We start from the raw sequence: 16,184 nt of genomic DNA, 5'->3' as shown, positions 1-16,184 counted from the left end.
TAAATTTGAACCCATCCTATAACAACGGATGGGTTTTTAGTTTAATAATCATGAAAAAACTAGCGCTTTCCATTTTTACATTTCTTGTGACCATGACCTGTCAGGCACAGCATTTTGACCTTGTCCCGCTGGGAATATATGGTGGCGAACAAGAAGACAATCTTTCTGCTTATTTAGTAGGCACTCCAAGAGATACGGCCTTCCTTTGCCTCGACGCCGGAACCATAAATACGGGGATTAGAAAAGCTATTGTGTTGAAAAGTCTAAATGGATCGGTCGAAACAATTTTGCATAACCAAATAAAGGGATATTTCATTTCCCATGGACATCTCGATCATCTATCGGGTCTTATTATTAATTCTCCTGCCGATAGCAAAAAGAACATTTTCGCTATTGATCCGGTCCTTCAAATTCTACAAAATCACTATTTCATCACGGATACCTGGATCAATTTTGGGGATCAGGGCCAAAAACCCATACTAGGAAAGTATCATTACAACAGTTTACAGGAGGGGCTGGAAATGCAAGTACCAAATACAGCATTATCTTTGACGGCATATGAGCTGAGCCATGTAAATCCATATAAAAGTAGTGCAGCACTTGTCCGCCATGATAATCACTACCTCCTTTACCTCGGCGATACTGGCGCGGACCGGGTGGAAAAATCCGATCAGCTAGATAAGCTCTGGAATAAGATGACCCCTCTGATCAAAAATAAACAATTAAACAGCATATTGATTGAAGTCTCCTTCCCAAATAATCAGCCAGAAAATTTACTCTTCGGTCACCTAACCCCCAATTTGCTGCTAGAAGAACTCGTAAAGCTCAAAGAAAAAACGGGACTAAAAAACTTGGAAGGGCTAAGCATAGTAGTCACACACCGAAAACCAACTGGTAACAACCCTGAAATCATTAAAAACGAATTGCTCAACAATAATCCACTTAAAATAAATTATGTTTTCCCCGAACAGGGCAAAAAGATAAGTTTAAACTAATGTAAAAAAGATGAAACCACTATTGGTTTCATCTTTTTTTACCTAGAACTCTTCAATTATATCTGCAATTGTCAAACGTGATTTTGCGGTAATTGCAGGCTGATTTGCATCCTCCACATGTCGATAGCCAATAGCAACTGCAAACAGCGTCTGATAGCCATCGAGTTCCAGTATTTCATCGTAGACGGAATTTTCAATTCCTTCCATTGGGGTTGCGTCAATATGATTTGCAGCACAGGCTGCAAGGAAAAATCCCAAAGAAAGATACACCTGTTGCTTCATCCAGGATTGAACATGGAACTCCCCTTTCGACTGCAAAAATTGCTTATAGTAATTAATCGATCCCTCTGGAAGCGTGTTTGCGATCTGCTCTTCAAAGCGATCTACATCGGTAAGTGCGCTAAAGACAACCAGATGGCTTGCCTCATTTATCTTCTGTGCGTTCCAATAGGATGCGGCAGCGAGTTTTTGTTTCATCTCCCCAGAAGAGACAAAGAAGAATTTCCATGGCTGGCTATTGATGGAAGATGGACTCAATCGGATTATTTCCTTTAATTCAGCGATTTTCTCCTCCGGAATTAGCGCTTCTGAATTATACTTTTTCGTTGTGTAACGTTGCTTTGCAGTTTCTAAAAAAGCCATAACATACAAGATTAAATTAACTATATATTTTATAGTTGCAAACTTAAATATAGTATTATATATTTGCAATAACGGTCAAACTTGATAGTAACAGATGTATTTGATAGACAACAAACAATACCCATGCAGTACCAGCCTAACTATGAAATACATAGGCGGAAAATGGAAAGCAGTAATTTTGATTCATCTAATTGAAAAAAAACGTTATAATGAATTAAGAAAAGAATGTGCATTAATTACCGAGCGTACATTAAGCTTACAATTAAAGGAACTTGAGGCTGATGGTTTAGTAAAGCGTACAGTACATACCGAAAAAGCTCCTTTGAAAGTAGATTACGAACTTACACCATTCGGCAAGACGCTTATTCCGCTATTAGAATCTATTGCAGAATGGGGACGGGAAACGGCTAGTCGGACCGAACGTATTCAACAAATGTAGAGTAGGAACCGTCGACTTTTAAAACGATTATCCATCATAAAGGATCACTTCCTGGTGTCGGTTTATCTTATCGGCAGCTATTATTTCAGTAAAATTTGGACAAAAAAATTTAATAAAGACAGCATTTACGCATCAGGAAGTTTTTGTAAAAACTTCCTGATGAATTAACAATGTGTCACCACTGCCGGAAAACAGATCAATATGGCCACTAAAAAACCTCATCAACAAGTTCTTTATTAACCATTGCTCCAGCTAGGTTTCCTGCAGCAACCGCATTCGCTACAGAACGCATCATACTGGAATTATCTCCACAGGCAAAAACACCCGCGACTGTTGTTTTCTGGAAATTGTCTGTTTTTATATGTCCCTGATCGGTCAATTCGCAACCTAACATAGCAGGAATAAGCGAATGTTGCCTGAAAGGTATGGCAGCATAAACAGCATCAAAGGCAAGTTCACGACCGTCTTTTAATTGTACCTGTTGGACCCATCCATTCTTATGCTGGATTTTAGTTATTTCTTCTTCAATAATCGAAATACCATGTAACTTCAGTTTTGCTTTCTGCTTAACATCAAAACTAGCCTTACCCGAAGTCAATAGCGTTAAGTCGTTCGAGAGATTATTGACCAATCCCGCTACGTGAAGCGCACGCTCTCCATTGGCCATAATAGCAGTTTTTCCTTTTCGGAATTCATAACCGTGACAATATGGGCAATGGATAACCGAAATTCCCCAACAGGCTGAAAATCCTTGTATACTAGGCATAATATCTTCCACACCAGTCGCAAAAATGAGCTTTTTAGCCTGAAAGACGTCCCCATTTTCGGTGGTTATTTCATACCCTGTAGCTGTCATCATGCCGCTCACAGCAAGCCCTTTCTGGAACTTGACACTCGGGTAGTTCAGAACTTCCTCCCTCGCTTTTTTCGCTATACTAAGCGGCTTTTCACCATCATGCGTAATGAAATTATGAGAGTGCGGCGTCTGTCGATTACAAGGTAGCCCACTATCGATAATCAACACATTCCGCAAGGAACGTCCCAATGCCATCGCTGCAGAAAGCCCCGCATAACTTCCCCCAACGATAATTACCTCATAGCTTCTATCATCTTTCATAAATATATATATTTAAATATTAATCCTCTTCTGACAAATGATGAAGTAGAATGGAAAATTTTCCTCTACCTCCCTAATTTCCATTAATCCATAGGGATCGAATTCGGCATGAATGGAATCAATATCGTAAAAAAACATATGTACTCCATCAAACATTGCAAATCGATCAGTGCCTATGGCCTCCCCCTTTCCATAGATACTCGCTAGCTTTGATACGGTCGTAAAAATCATATAACCTCCTTCAGCTAATTGGTCAAAGCAATGCTGGATTAACGCATTACGTTCTTCAGCATCCAATAGATGAATAAGCCCGTAACAAAATATACCGTCATATATATCCTGATCAAAAGGCATTTCATTAACCGAACCATGATGGATTATCGTATTTGTCCCAAAGGATTTCCGGGCGAGTTCTATTGCCGTTTTCGAAATCTCAATGCCTGTAATTTTTATTCCATTTTCCAAAAAAGGGCGACCGTTGCGACCGTAGCCGAACCCAGGAATCAGTATATTTTTGATGTTGTGTTCCAAAAAAAAGCCTACTGCAAACGTTGTAGACTTTGCGGCTTCATCCCCCCACATTTCTTGCTTCTCTATAAAATTACGTTCCCAAAATTCCATACTGCTGTTGCTTATATTGTTTAAAATTGAAATCGATCTTGTTTGCTATACCGATTCGGTACTACAGTGGATTAAAAGTCAACTCAGCGAAGATAGTATTTTTCACTATTGCAACTATGTAGCAAAAACATTAAATGCAATTAAATTGCAAATAAATTACAATAGGATGAATTATTGAAATCATGGTTATTTATCAGTATTGAAAACCTGTGCTATGCTTAAATATCTTTGCTGATGAAAATGAATATCATCACAAAAACAAAAACATGAAAACTATAAAGACATTTTTAGCAGCTTCATTATTTCCATTGCTTACGACACAGGCCAGCGCACAAAAATTGGATAAGATGCTTTGGTTTAACGAACCAACAGAATGGAACATCAAAGACAATTCACTTTCGATGTTCGTTACGCCTAAAAGCGATTATTGGCGTATCTCTCATTATGGATTTACAGTAGACGACGCCCCCTTTTTCTATACGCTACGCGGGGGAGAGTTTGAAGTCAAGGCAAAGATCTCGGCGAACTACCAAACCCGCTTTGACCAAGCAGGTCTCATGCTGCGCATTGATCATGAAAACTATATAAAAGCAGGGATAGAATTTGTGGATGGAAAATACAATTTGAGTACGGTCGTTACGCATAAAACGAGTGATTGGAGCATTATTCCAATAGATAAGGAAATCCCTTTTATTTGGATCAAAGCAATACGTCGATTAGATGCTGTCGAATTTTTCTATTCTTTTGATGACAAGGAGTATATCATGATGAGGAATGCCTGGCTGCAGGATAATCACCCTGTTATGGTTGGTTTAATGGCAGCTTCACCAGACGGCAATGGCTTTCAGGCGAAATTTGACTATTTTACGATCAAACACCTTGCAGATCAACGTCGAAGCAAATGGCTGAAAGAGAATAATTCAAACTAAAAAATATCGACGCCCGTCTAAGACAGCCCCATAGACGGGCGTCATCTTAAGTCAGTATGTCCTGCTGCATCTTGTTAAACACACTCACTGCTTCATATGAATTTCGTACACGAAGCTTTTGGAGTATATTTTGCCGATGCCTGTTAACGGTATTAATGCTCAACCCTAGTTTTTCGGCAATTCGTTTACTAATCATCCCCTCCTTGATGCAGCTTAAAATTTCTTTCTCTCGTGTACTAATCGAAGTTTTCGCACCATAGCCATCTAAGTGATGGACTACGCCTGTTACCTGATTGAGGATATAATTTCGAAGATTGATTGAAGTTTCAGTTTCTGGTACTAAGGTATAACAGCATAAAGCCAGCTGGGGGAATTCCGGTCCTGGGGTGTCCAAGTAAAAAATCTGATGGGACAGCTGGATGATTTGCCCCTCTCTCCCTTCGACCCGAAGTATACTGTTTGCTTGATAATTGAATCGCTCCGCCAGATCCTTTTTTTTGACCAAGTTGAGAAATTGAAGCTCCAAAGCATGCTTAATGGCCAAATCATCGGGGTAAACACGTTCGAGAAGAAAATCTTCCCAAATACCATTTATTTCCAGCTTCTTGTCATATGAAGGAAGGTAAAGTCGTTCTGCAATTGTCCCCATATAGGTATAACTCCAGTTTGCCGTCAGGTCACTCAGTACGACTATACCGTTATGAATGTCGGCAAAAGTTTTTGCGTAACTCTTATAGTGTTTTAGCACAGATAAATCGATGTTGCTATTTCGTAATCTACGCTCAGCAAAATTTCTATCTAATTTTTTTTTGATCTCTGATTTCATTTTATACTTAAAAGCTTCGTTTTAGGTCTTTAAAAAGAAAGTCCAATTCGGAGATAGGGCAAGGTTGCTTCTTTACTGAACCCTATTACTCCTTGAATAGTTAATAGATCTCCTGGCATAAAATAAATTCCGCCACCATATCCCATATGCCAGTCATTGGAATTTTCATGACTCATCCAGACCCTTCCTACATCATAGAAACCAATTGCCCCGACTGTTCCAGGAACGATATAAGAAGAGTAGCTAAATAATTTCAATCGCATGTCAAAATTATTATAAAGCGCTGTTTTCCCAGTAAATCGCCGAGAATTATACCCTCTTAAGCTCATTTCTCCTCCAATTTGTGCGTGCTGATAAAAGTAGGGATCTCCCCATACCGCATCAAATCCCACACGATTAGCAAAAGTAATATAGTTGTCGGCAACCGTTTTATAAAAACTCATGGAATGCTGTAATTTTGTATAGTTGCGGCCCTCCCCTCCGATTTCAGCATTCCACCCCAATCTAGTGTGAAAATGTACTCCCGATTTTGGATTACTGATATTATCGCGGGTATCGTAATCTATACCAGTGGTGACCCCAGTGAAAAAATTACTACCGTAGATAGGCTCCGAAGGATATTTTTCATGAAACTCTTCAAAGTATCGTCCAACATTATTTAATTCTTTACTATTATAATATTCGGAGGAGGATCCATAGAAAACCTTGAATTTGGGGGCTAGGTATCTTTCTAGAAAAATATCACCATTCACAAGATCAAATCGATTTCGGTAATAGGAAATGCGCTTTGAATCCGATTTATCAAAAATGGTATTATTTCCATACCCAAAGAAGTTGCTCAGGTTTTTGGGCCCAAGGGATGAAAGATGAATGTAAAGATCATGCCCTGCAATGAGTTCCTTATAATTACCTTTGTAATCAAACATAAATGATTCGCGACCGGTCAAATAACTGGCAAGAAACTGATGCCTATACGCATAAGGTTTTTTTCTGAATCCTTGATTTTCGATCATATACCCCAGTCCAAAAATAAGTCCGCGGTCAACGCCATAGTCCAAATTAAAAACAACTCCTTTACGATCATAGACAAAATTGTCATAGTCAAACGTATGGACAGCGCTGTCTTTGCTCAATTTCAGATGAATAGCATCATCAATCTGGATAGTACCCTGAACCTGGTCTTTACCATCATAAATATAAACTTTGCTGCCATTGGCAAATTTGTCTGTTGTACGGTACAAATCCTGACCATCACCACCAATAATCCGAAACTTTATGGGCGATTTGCCCGATCCATGGAAGTTATATTCATCAACGCCCGATATACCATATATGCGAACTTCTTTGGTCTGATCAGGTACAAAAGTACGTTTTAGCAATTTTCGCCCTTCGGTGCCATCCTTTTTCTTGTTATGGATATTGACAGTGACCGAACCATCACTATTGTAATCGACATCTACAAATTCAGATTTGGCGGACAATGGTAGTTCAACGACACGGGCTAGAAATCGGTAGTAGGTTAATCCACTTTCCATCAGTTCGTCCCTTCTTGAACGAATATTTGTTTCCAGTTCATTCGCGCTCATTTTCACAATGGTATCAGGCATCGTTAACATAGCCTGATGAATCAACGAATCCGTCAATGTTTTCTGAACAAATTGTATTTCGTCAATCCACTCGTCCACCGTAAGATGCGTGAGAAAAAAATGATCAAAAGTACTTGCATTAAAATTCCAATGGGGCACATTTCGGATATGTGGACTAAAGGGTTGCAAATGGGCCTTCAACCATTGATAGGAAAGTAATGTTGGAAATACCCCCGAAGTTTTATAATACACCTTATCCCTATCCCTAGGGACAGGCGTATAGATCTTTTTACCTTTTTCTTTTTCAGGGTCCCAACGCCAGTTGTCTTGATGGCGATCCCAGTCGCCCAACGTAAAATCTAACAATCGTGCACGTAGTGTGAGCTTCTGATCAATTTGTGTATCATTGTCTTCCAACACTTTACGCATGACTTTTGCGCTATTATCCGTTTTTTGATCCTCAAAAGGGGTACGCGCCTCAAAAATATAGGCCCTATTTTTAAATACCTCACGATACTCGCCGAACCTAGGGTCATCTCCTACAAAAACCAGTTCTGGCGAAGCTGAAGGAATACCTAAGGCTTTATTAAATGGCGGAACGGTCAATGCACCAAATGGATGATGTATCGAAATCTGATCTTGTACTATATCTTTTGCAAATGTCTTTCGAAGGCTTTCCGGTAGGCTACGTTCAGGGTATTTCTGAATAGACCTAAGAACCCACTCCCTACCCATAGAATCTACCAGTCGAAGTGACTGTGTCTGCATGCCACCACCCAACTTAACAATCTGAAGCCCGCCCCGCTCTGTAGCGAGATCCATCACACGCATCTTAACAGGAGTATTATATAATTTACGGTAACTATCTCCAAGCCAAAATCGATGCAGTAACCCCACTCGGTCATACTCAGGTGCGATCACCGTGGTAATACTGTCCATACGCTGCGCATGCGAATTAAAAACACAGCAACAGGCAATTAATGTAAAGATTCTTCTCATTTTATCTAAGTCGGGTCTTCGAGAAATCAACAGTCGATACAGGTAGAATGTTTGATGGTCTCGATATCTAATTGGGCTAAAGTTCACCTTTTAAAGCAAAGAATCAAAAACTTTCTGCTCCTTTTTTAGTATAAAACCACTATTTTGATAAAACTTATAGCTTTCGGTCCGAATGATATTGCATCTTACACGCAAACGGTAGCAATCGACAGACCTAGACCAATCGGATGCCGCATGCAATAATAATCGGCCTAACCCTCGATATTCTTCATCGACAACCAAGCCAATGATTTCTACATAAACACCAGTCTCCATACTGATGACCTGATGAAGTTGAATTCAGCCAACTGTTTTATTATCAATAATCCCCACAAATACAGCATACTCCTGCTACCGCAACAGATCCTCCAAAATAGTTTTCGTTCCTTCAATATCGGCTGGATAACCCAGCAGTTCGGTCAAGGTTGCGAGCTCCGGAGCATCAGATAATACCGCTTTTCTTATGTCCATACTATAAATTTGTTTCCTATGTTTTAGAACAAGAATAGGTTTACCAATACATTAACTATACCTCAGGTTGATCCAGTAGTCGCCGGTGATAGTTTATTTGGCCAAGGTGATAAGTTAGATGGGTGGTCAGATGAACAAGCAAATACTGCGTTGTTGTTTTTTCCTCAAACACGAGTATGGGATATATCTCAAGAAGGTTCTCCTCCGACAACAGATCCAGAGAACGTGTAACCACATCAATCGTATCATCTATCTGATCTAATAATCGTGTTCGAGGAATGTCTTTTAACGAAAACTCAGCCGCTCGATCTCTGATATACCCCGTCTTGCCTATTTCAGCACCAATATATGTTTGAAGATTTCCGATCAGGTGTAAACATAAGTTGCCAGCTGAATTGGAAATATCACGTTCAATAAGCCATATATTTCCTTCCTGTTTGTACAAAGAAATTTCATCACGCAGCCTGTTTAAGTCCCGTCGGAAAAGGTTTTTTAAAGTTTCTATAAGCATAGACTAAATTTAGATATATTTCTACTCAAAAAAGCAATTTCTATATCAACACATCAGCTTTAGCGTTAAATAGCCATATTGATACGAATCAGAAATATACATCTCCGCATGATATTATGTAATTTTAAACAACTTAAAGAGCTATAACCATGAAGATAGTTTCAAATTTCCCAAAAAAAACCTGGGTAATTTTTAGTGTAATAACAGTCACGACTACCATTCTCTTCGCCAAATGCGATAGCATATCCGATGGAAATGACAGATTGGGTTTTCCATTTCCTTTTTATGAATATATGGGTGGCAAGCGCTCAGTGGAACCTGAGAATCGAAGTAGTTTCAATTCTATTTATTTTCTTTTCGATCTTATTATCTGTTTTGGACTTGCTTATTTTTTCACATTTCTAATCCAGAGATCTAAAAAATAGCGTACATTGAAATGGAATTAATCGACCAAATTATTTCCATCTGTTTTATACAAGTTTTAAGCTAAACCGTCTTTATGATGAAGAAAAGCACAAAAATAACGAACCAAAGTATCGAATCAGCAGGACTTCCCAAAGACCCTAAACATGCCATCGCTGAATATTTCTGGAATGGATTTGATGCAAAAGCCACACAGATTGAACTCTCTATAGACAGTAATGAATTAGGCTACATTAATCGTGTAAGCATACAGGACAATGGCGAAGGCATACCCCTAGAGACACTTTCTTCCTCATTTGGAAACTTTTTGGATTCTATAAAAAAAATAGTCTCAAACGGAGCTCCTATACCAGAGGAAAAAAGGGAAAGGGTCGATTTTCTTTCTCGCTTTTTGCAACACGTGCGATTTGGGATACCGTTTTTCAGGAGAATGAATATTTCTCAAGCTACCGAATTCAAATTGATCGCGAAAGTAAAGAGCAATACGATATCAGTGAAAGCAGGCTGGTAGAATCTAAAAATACGGGAACGCAAGTTACTCTTGAAGGCGTTTTTGGACTTAATGCTACATTTTTTGAAAGCGACGACTTTAACAATTTCCTCGAACAAGAGTTTGGATGGTTTCTCTACTTGAATAAGGATAGGAATTACGCCATACGCGTCAATGGAAAGCTATTAGCTTATGACCATTTAATCGAAGAGACAGACCAGCTTTCTTGGACAGGATATAGCCCTGATCGTGATACTTCTTATCATTTTACCATCAATTACATTCGCTGGAACCAACAAATTGGTGATCGATATTATTATTATTTTCTGAATAGCGATAAAAAGGAAATTGCCAAAGTACTTAGCAGTTTCAACAATAACGCGATCAATTTCCACCACTCCGTCTATGTTGAATCTACCTTCTTTGATCATTTTGAACAACAAGATATCCTCCTATCTACAGAAGATAATCTTTTCTCGGGGAAGGCCAAACAAGTTATTTATCGGAATTTACATGCTGAGTTACGTGATTTACTGGATAGAAAGCAAAAAAAAATATGTACTAGAGCACGCTGTCGCGGTAAAATTAACAGATCTAGAAAGAAAAGGCTTATTGCCCGAATACAGCAGCTCGGAACAAGATAAAAAAAGAAAAAACCTATTGTTAGCATTAATACAGGAACTATATATTGTAGATCCACGGATTTTCTTCGGCCTTAAAACAGACCTTATGCGCACCTATCTCGGTTTCATCGACCTGTTATTGCAATCGGAAAAAAGCACAGAAATTCTCCCAATTATTGAAAAGGCACTTCCTCTAACTGACAAAGAAAAGAATCGCATAAAACAGCTTGTAACCCGCGCTGCGAACGATGAAAACACTTCTTCCGAGCATCAAAAATAATACATTTTTATTTAATGACTTTTAGATGTCAATAAATAAAATTAAAAGTATCACTTTTGCTTAACACTGTTAAATTATTTACGCATTAGCATGGGTAGCAAAGAACGCATACAACGGCTCAAAGATGAGAATAGAACTAATATTCTAGATGCTGCGCTCCAAATCGTCAAAGAAGAAGGATGGCAGGCCTTGAGTATGCGCAAAATTGCAGATATCATCGAATATACTGCCCCCATGATATACGAGTATTTCGCCAATAAAGATGCCATTTTGATGGAGCTTGCTAACCAAGGTTATCTCCTGCTTGCCAAAAAAGTAAAACAAGCCAAATCAACTGAAACCGATTTGGAGAAACAATTGGAAGCAATGTGGTTTAGCTATTGGGATTTCGCCTTCGAAGAACGCGAATTGTACCAATTAATGTTCGGTGTGGGAACGGCCTGTTGTGGTTTTGAAAAAACCTATAAATGTGCTGAATCCCATGGAAAATTGATAAGTGATGTCATCCGTGAAATCATGAAAGAGAAAAACCCATCCGAAGAATTGATCTGCAGAAAGTATTTTACGTACTGGTCAATTATACATGGATTGATTTCGATCAATTTGGTAAACCAAGGCAATGGCGACAATACCAATCAAGAGGTTTTAAAAGATGCTATTTACGGCATCACACGCTCCCTGACTGACTAATTTTTTTTACACCAAAAAATACAACGTTAAGAAATCTAACACCGTTAAATATACCAAAACTTCAATTTTTAATATCACATGAAAACAAATCTATCACCAAGTCTTAAAAGGATTTACGTTCCAACACTTAACAGTGTTAAACGAATTAATATCGTAAAGACTGCATATGTGCTCAGTGCAATCTTTCTATATAGTTGTTCAACAGGCACGAGCAAACCCATTGATCCACAACCGGTTAAACTTCCGGTCGTTACCATCGAGAATGGTAACGAGACGGTTTATCAAGAATATCCAGCAACTATTGAAGCTTCGGCCAATATTGAGATCAGGCCACAAGTCGAAGGGATTTTGGAAAACATCTATGTCGATGAAGGTGCTAAAGTAAATAAAGGTCAGGCGCTTTTTAAGATTAACGACCGCCCTTATCAGGAACAATTAAATCAAGCGAAGGCAAATTTGCTGGCAGCAAAAGCTTCCTTGGAAAACGCCGAGTTAGAAGTGGAAAAGAAAACAAAGCTGGTGAACACCAAAGTACTGACAGACTTTCAGTTAAAAACTGCAATTAGCGCACGTAACGCCGCTAGAGCAAATGTACAACTGGCACTGTCGGCGGTTGAAACGGCAAAAATCAATGTCGGATACACGCTAATACGGGCTTCAGCCGAAGGATACATCGGTAGATTGCAGCGCAAACAAGGGAGTTTAGTGGGACCTACAGACTCCCAACCACTTACAGCATTGTCAAATGTAAGAGATCTCCATGTCTATTTCTCATTGGGAGAAAATGACTTTATCGCATTCAAAAACAATACAGAAGGTAGTAATTTACAACAAAAGCTTCACAACCTCCCTCCGATCAGCTTAGTTCTTTCGGATCAGACAATTTATGATCAGAAAGGAAAAATTGATATGGTGGATGGCCAGTTTGATAAAAATACCGGTGCGATTACCCTCCGCGCGACGTTCAACAATCCGGAAGGAGTTTTACGTAACGGAAATACCGGCCGTGTAAGGCTACAGAAGAAGTATGCACAAGCATTATTGGTACCTCAACTTGCTACCCTTGAAATGCAGGATAAAATCTTCGTTTACACCGTTGGCAAAGAAAATAAAGTTGTTCAACAGCCCATTACTGTCATCGGAAAAAGTGGTGCAAATTACCTCGTAAGCAAAGGACTGAATGCGGGAGATCGGATTGTCTACAAAGGCATTGACCTGCTTCAGGATGGGCAGAAAATCACGCCACAAGCTTTATCAAGAGATAGCATCAATTCATTATAATATTACAATCACATGCTTAAGAAATTTATAGAAAGACCTGTACTTGCTACCGTTATCTCCATACTACTTGTCATATTGGGGGTGATTGGTATCCTCAAACTGCCATTGCAGCAGTTTCCCGATATTGCACCGCCGGCAGTGCAAGTAACGGCATTATATCCCGGGGCAAATGCCGAAACGGTCCTTCGTGCCGTAGCTCCCTCACTCGAAGAGTCAATTAACGGTGTTGAAAATATGAGCTACATGAGCTCTACCGCCAGTAACGACGGTTCATTAATGATTACTGTATATTTTAAATTGGGCACTGACCCTGACCAAGCTGCTGTGAACGTCCAAAATCGTGTGGCTCAGGCAACCAGCCAATTGCCAGCTGAGGTTGTACAAGCCGGAATCACCACGGCAAAACAGCAAAACAGCTTGATCATGGTATTGGATCTCTATACGGAAGATCAGAGTAAATACGATCAGACCTTTATTACCAATTATGCCCAGATCAATATTATTCCCGAACTGAAACGGATACCCGGCGTAGGACAAGCATTGCCATTTGGTGGTAGCAAAGACTACTCCATGCGGGTATGGCTCAATCCAAATCAAATGGCGACTTATAAATTAACGCCTGAGGAAGTAATGGCCGCCATCCAAGATAAAAACGTTGAAGCTGCTCCGGGTAAATTCGGCGAGAGCAGCCGTGAAGCTTTTGAATTTGTGATCAAATATAAAGGTAAACTCAACCAACCAAGTGACTACGAAAATATTATTATCCGCTCCAACACTGACGGTTCAGTACTTAAACTCAAAGACGTCGCTCGTGTTGAACTGGGATCCTATACCTATGCGAGCCACACCCGTATCAATGGCAAAGCAGGATTGAATATTGGGGTAATGCAGCTGGCAGGTTCGAATGCAAATGAAATTCAGATCGCGATTCAAAAATTCATGGAGAAAGCCTCTTTAAGCTTTCCGAAAGGTGTCAAATATCTCGTTTTATACAACACAAAAGATGCACTTGATCAATCTATTGACCAAGTAAAACATACACTAGTTGAAGCATTTATATTGGTATTTTTAGTTGTCTTTCTATTCCTTCAGGACTTTAGATCGACATTAATACCAGCGATTGCAGTACCAGTAGCCATCGTTGGAACATTTTTCTTCATGCAGCTCTTCGGCTTTTCAATCAACCTATTGACCTTGTTTGCCCTGGTGCTTGCCATTGGGATTGTCGTCGATGATGCAATTGTGGTCGTCGAGGCAGTGCACGCCAAGATGGAACATGAAAATCTCCCACCTAAGCTCGCTACAACATCTGCCATGAGCGAAATCACCGGGGCAATTATCTCGATTACATTGGTGATGTCTGCCGTATTCCTTCCCATCGGCTTTATGGAAGGTTCTACCGGAGTGTTTTACAGACAATTTGCTTTCACGTTGGCGATTGCAATCGTTATTTCAGCAATTAATGCCTTGACACTAAGTCCTGCGTTATGTGCACTCTTCTTAAAACCAACGCATCATGGTCATTCTGATGCTAAGAAACTTAAATTCAAGGAACGTTTCTTTGCTGGATTCAATGTTGGATTCGACCGGTTGACTAAAAACTATTTAGGAAGTCTGCGCTTCTTGATCCGTTACAAATGGGTTGCATTTGCAGGATTGGCGATTACCCTACTTTTGACAATATTTATGATCCGTAAAACACCTACTGGATTTATTCCGTCGGAAGACCAAGGATTTATTGCCATTTCTTTATCCATGCCTGCAGGCGCTTCTTTAGATCGTACTTCTGGGGCATTAGCCGAAGCTGAGAAGCAACTTCAACATGCTGATTTTACCAAGACTTTAAATGTACTTGCTGGTTTCAATATTTTAACACAATCCACAAGTCCTTCAGCGGGTGTTGCATTTATCCTCCTTAAACCACATGAAGAACGTGGTCAGATAAAAGACATCAATGCGATTATGGCCGATGTGAATCAACGCCTGGCAAATATCAAAGGCGCAAATTTCTTTGTCTTTACCTTCCCTACAGTACCAGGGTTCAGTAATGTTGACGGTTTGGACATGGTTTTACAGGACAGAACCGGCGGACAACTTGGAAAATTCAGTGGCGTAGGCCAAAAGTTTATTGGCGAACTGATGAAACGTCCTGAAATCATGATGGCTTTCACAACCTTTAAAGCGGATTATCCACAATATGAGCTCCAGGTAGATGATATCAAGGCAGAGCAACTTGGCGTAAGCACAAAAAGCATATTAAAAACCATGCAAGCCTATTTTGGTAGTGCTCAAGCTTCAGATTTTAATCGTTTTGGAAAATACTATCGTGTGATGGTCCAAGCTGATGCCAAGGATAGAAGTGAACCAACTTCAATGGACGGTATTTTTGTAAAAAACAGATTAGGTGATATGGTTCCCATCAATACATTAGTCAAATTAGAACGTGTATATGGACCCGAAACAGCATCGCGTTACAACTTGTTTAATTCGATTGGCATAAATGCAATACCAAAACCCGGATATAGTTCCGGAGACGCTATCCGTGCAGTTGAGGAAGTTGCAAAACAACAATTGCCTACTGGATTTACCTATGAATTCTCAGGTATGACCAAGGAAGAAATTGTCTCCGGAGGACAGTCTACATTGATTTTTATTCTCTGTCTGATATTTGTTTACTTCTTGCTTGCGGCACAATATGAAAGCTACATCATTCCATTAGCGGTTATTCTATCCATTCCGACCGGCATATTTGGCGTCTTTGCAGCAATTAGCTTCACTGATATCGCCAACAACATCTATGTACAAGTCGCACTTGTCATGTTGATTGGTTTGCTGGCCAAAAATGCCATTTTGATTGTGGAATTTGCTATTCAAGGGCGCAAACAGGGGCTATCGATTCCTAGCGCTGCACTTAAAGCCGCAAGATTACGTTTGAGGCCTATTATCATGACTTCCTTAGCCTTTATTGTTGGTATGATTCCAATGATGACAGCCGTAGGTCCGTCTGCTCAAGGAAATCATTCCATCAGTATTGCCGCTGCGGGTGGGATGTTCACCGGAGTAGTTTTAGGGCTCTTTATTATCCCGATTCTCTTTATTTTCTTCCAATTTATTCAAGAGAAAATAGCTGGTGTCCCGAAGCAAAAACAGTATGAAAGCGTGACCGCTTCGTTGGAAATACCCGTGCATAAAAACAATTAGTATATCATGACAAAATTTAAA

Annotated in this window: 16 protein-coding genes; 9 read left to right on the top strand and 7 right to left on the bottom strand. The window is 39.7% G+C overall.

Annotated features, from left to right (window positions below; all coding sequences use genetic code 11):
- The first annotated feature begins 50 nt into the window (after positions 1–50).
- The gene (locus QE382_RS10285; protein WP_307185800.1) at positions 51–995 is read left to right on the top strand and encodes an MBL fold metallo-hydrolase; all 945 of its coding nucleotides are present in this window, start codon (positions 51–53) and stop codon (positions 993–995) included.
- A gap of 42 nt (positions 996–1,037) precedes the next feature.
- On the opposite strand, the gene QE382_RS10280 is transcribed toward QE382_RS10285, so the two are convergent.
- Positions 1,038–1,637 carry a nitroreductase family protein gene (locus tag QE382_RS10280; RefSeq protein ID WP_070565457.1) on the bottom strand — a complete coding sequence of 200 codons (600 nt, stop codon included), beginning with the start codon at positions 1,635–1,637 and terminating at the stop codon, positions 1,038–1,040.
- 142 nt (positions 1,638–1,779) lie between these two features.
- Here QE382_RS10280 and QE382_RS10275 point away from each other — a divergent pair, with 142 nt between their 5' ends.
- Positions 1,780–2,076: a winged helix-turn-helix transcriptional regulator gene (locus QE382_RS10275; protein WP_201303552.1), complete on the top strand. Its 297-nt coding sequence runs from the start codon at positions 1,780–1,782 to the stop codon at positions 2,074–2,076.
- A gap of 208 nt (positions 2,077–2,284) precedes the next feature.
- On the opposite strand, the gene QE382_RS10270 is transcribed toward QE382_RS10275, so the two are convergent.
- Together QE382_RS10270 and QE382_RS10265 are read right to left on the bottom strand one after the other, a co-directional pair.
- Positions 2,285–3,193, bottom strand: coding sequence for an NAD(P)/FAD-dependent oxidoreductase (locus QE382_RS10270; RefSeq protein WP_070565461.1), 909 nt, complete (start codon positions 3,191–3,193; stop codon positions 2,285–2,287).
- Between the two features lie 12 nt (positions 3,194–3,205).
- Positions 3,206–3,814, bottom strand: coding sequence for a class I SAM-dependent methyltransferase (locus QE382_RS10265; protein WP_070565463.1), 609 nt, complete (start codon positions 3,812–3,814; stop codon positions 3,206–3,208).
- A gap of 266 nt (positions 3,815–4,080) precedes the next feature.
- On the opposite strand from QE382_RS10265, the gene QE382_RS10260 reads away from it, so the two are divergent.
- A complete protein-coding gene (locus QE382_RS10260; RefSeq protein WP_070565465.1) occupies positions 4,081–4,743 on the top strand; it encodes a DUF1349 domain-containing protein in 663 nt (220 codons plus the stop codon).
- A gap of 46 nt (positions 4,744–4,789) precedes the next feature.
- Here QE382_RS10260 and QE382_RS10255 read toward each other — a convergent pair whose 3' ends face one another.
- From QE382_RS10255 to QE382_RS10240, 4 genes are all read right to left on the bottom strand, one after another.
- Positions 4,790–5,569: a helix-turn-helix domain-containing protein gene (locus QE382_RS10255; protein WP_307185799.1), complete on the bottom strand. Its 780-nt coding sequence runs from the start codon at positions 5,567–5,569 to the stop codon at positions 4,790–4,792.
- Between the two features lie 29 nt (positions 5,570–5,598).
- Entirely contained in the window at positions 5,599–8,154 is a 2,556-nt protein-coding gene (locus tag QE382_RS10250) for a BamA/TamA family outer membrane protein (RefSeq protein ID WP_307185798.1), read from the bottom strand.
- Positions 8,155–8,244: 90 nt separating this feature from the next.
- Positions 8,245–8,469 carry a GNAT family N-acetyltransferase gene (locus tag QE382_RS10245; protein WP_286767118.1) on the bottom strand — a complete coding sequence of 75 codons (225 nt, stop codon included), beginning with the start codon at positions 8,467–8,469 and terminating at the stop codon, positions 8,245–8,247.
- A 250-nt stretch (positions 8,470–8,719) separates the two neighbouring features.
- The gene (locus QE382_RS10240; protein ID WP_307185797.1) at positions 8,720–9,175 is read right to left on the bottom strand and encodes a DUF1572 family protein; all 456 of its coding nucleotides are present in this window, start codon (positions 9,173–9,175) and stop codon (positions 8,720–8,722) included.
- A gap of 499 nt (positions 9,176–9,674) precedes the next feature.
- Between QE382_RS10240 and QE382_RS10235 the strand changes: the two genes are divergently transcribed.
- The 6 genes from QE382_RS10235 to QE382_RS10210 all read left to right on the top strand — a co-directional run bounded on the left by QE382_RS10235 (position 9,675) and on the right by QE382_RS10210 (position 16,163).
- Positions 9,675–10,109 (top strand): ATP-binding protein, encoded by a 435-nt coding sequence (locus tag QE382_RS10235; RefSeq protein ID WP_307185796.1) that lies wholly within the window; start codon positions 9,675–9,677, stop codon positions 10,107–10,109.
- Positions 10,110–10,228: 119 nt separating this feature from the next.
- Positions 10,229–10,732 (top strand): hypothetical protein, encoded by a 504-nt coding sequence (locus tag QE382_RS10230; protein WP_307185795.1) that lies wholly within the window; start codon positions 10,229–10,231, stop codon positions 10,730–10,732.
- Positions 10,733–10,748: 16 nt separating this feature from the next.
- Positions 10,749–10,991: a hypothetical protein gene (locus QE382_RS10225; protein ID WP_307185794.1), complete on the top strand. Its 243-nt coding sequence runs from the start codon at positions 10,749–10,751 to the stop codon at positions 10,989–10,991.
- A gap of 90 nt (positions 10,992–11,081) precedes the next feature.
- On the top strand, positions 11,082–11,681 hold the full coding sequence (locus tag QE382_RS10220) for a TetR/AcrR family transcriptional regulator (RefSeq protein ID WP_046674552.1): 600 nt from the start codon (positions 11,082–11,084) through the stop codon (positions 11,679–11,681).
- A 78-nt stretch (positions 11,682–11,759) separates the two neighbouring features.
- Entirely contained in the window at positions 11,760–12,962 is a 1,203-nt protein-coding gene (locus tag QE382_RS10215) for an efflux RND transporter periplasmic adaptor subunit (RefSeq protein ID WP_307185793.1), read from the top strand.
- 12 nt (positions 12,963–12,974) lie between these two features.
- A complete protein-coding gene (locus tag QE382_RS10210) occupies positions 12,975–16,163 on the top strand; it encodes an efflux RND transporter permease subunit (protein WP_307185792.1) in 3,189 nt (1,062 codons plus the stop codon).
- The last annotated feature ends 21 nt before the right edge of the window (positions 16,164–16,184 follow it).

It is taken from the genome of Sphingobacterium zeae, from assembly GCF_030818895.1.
Lineage (GTDB): Bacteria > Bacteroidota > Bacteroidia > Sphingobacteriales > Sphingobacteriaceae > Sphingobacterium > Sphingobacterium zeae.
This window is presented reverse-complemented; position numbering and strand designations above follow the sequence as displayed.